The sequence below is a fragment of the Xenorhabdus littoralis genome (assembly GCF_033949345.1).
GTDB lineage: Bacteria > Pseudomonadota > Gammaproteobacteria > Enterobacterales > Enterobacteriaceae > Xenorhabdus > Xenorhabdus littoralis.
In genome coordinates this window covers 1-712 of record NZ_VCDP01000269.1, presented here as the reverse complement: position 1 = coordinate 712, position 712 = coordinate 1, and the positions used below count along the sequence as shown (strand labels likewise).

Sequence of the window (712 nt, the reverse complement as noted above, 5' to 3'; positions counted from 1 at the left end):
GGTGAAGTCGTAACAAGGTAGCCGTATCGGAAGGTGCGGCTGGATCACCTCCTTTCTATGGAGAATTGATGAACGCTGTTCATCAATATAAGTTTCCGTGTTTCGTTTTGTTCAGTTTTGAGAGAACTATCTCTCATATATAAATGTATGTTCTTTGAAAACTAGATAACAGTGTAGCTCATATTTTTTTAATTTTAGTTTGGTTAAGTTAGAAAGGGCGCACGGTGGATGCCTTGACACTAGGAGTCGATGAAGGACGGGACTAACGCCGATATGCTTCGGGGAGCTGTAAGTAAGCTTTGATCCGAAGATTTCCGAATGGGGAAACCCACCATACGTAATGGTATGGTATCCTTATCTGAATACATAGGGTAAGGAAGACAGACCCAGGGAACTGAAACATCTAAGTACCTGGAGGAAGAGAAAGCAAATGCGATTTCCTGAGTAGCGGCGAGCGAAACGGAATCTAGCCCAAACCAAGAGGCTTGCCTCTTGGGGTTGTAGGACATTCTATACGGAGTTACAAAGGAACGAGGTAGACGAAGCGACCTGGAAAGGTCCGTCGTAGAGGGTAACAACCCCGTAGTCGAAACTTCGTTCTCTCTTGAATGTATCCTGAGTACGGCGGAACACGTGAAATTCCGTCGGAATCTGGGAGGACCATCTCCCAAGGCTAAATACTCCCTAGTGATCGATAGTGAACCAGTACCGT

At 45.5% G+C, this 712-nt stretch carries 2 rRNA genes; both read left to right on the top strand.

Annotated elements, in window-relative coordinates:
* Positions 1–55: ribosomal RNA gene (locus FE394_RS19575) — 16S ribosomal RNA — on the top strand; the annotation flags it as partial.
* 146 nt (positions 56–201) lie between these two features.
* Positions 202–712 (top strand): 23S ribosomal RNA (locus tag FE394_RS19570); the annotation flags it as partial.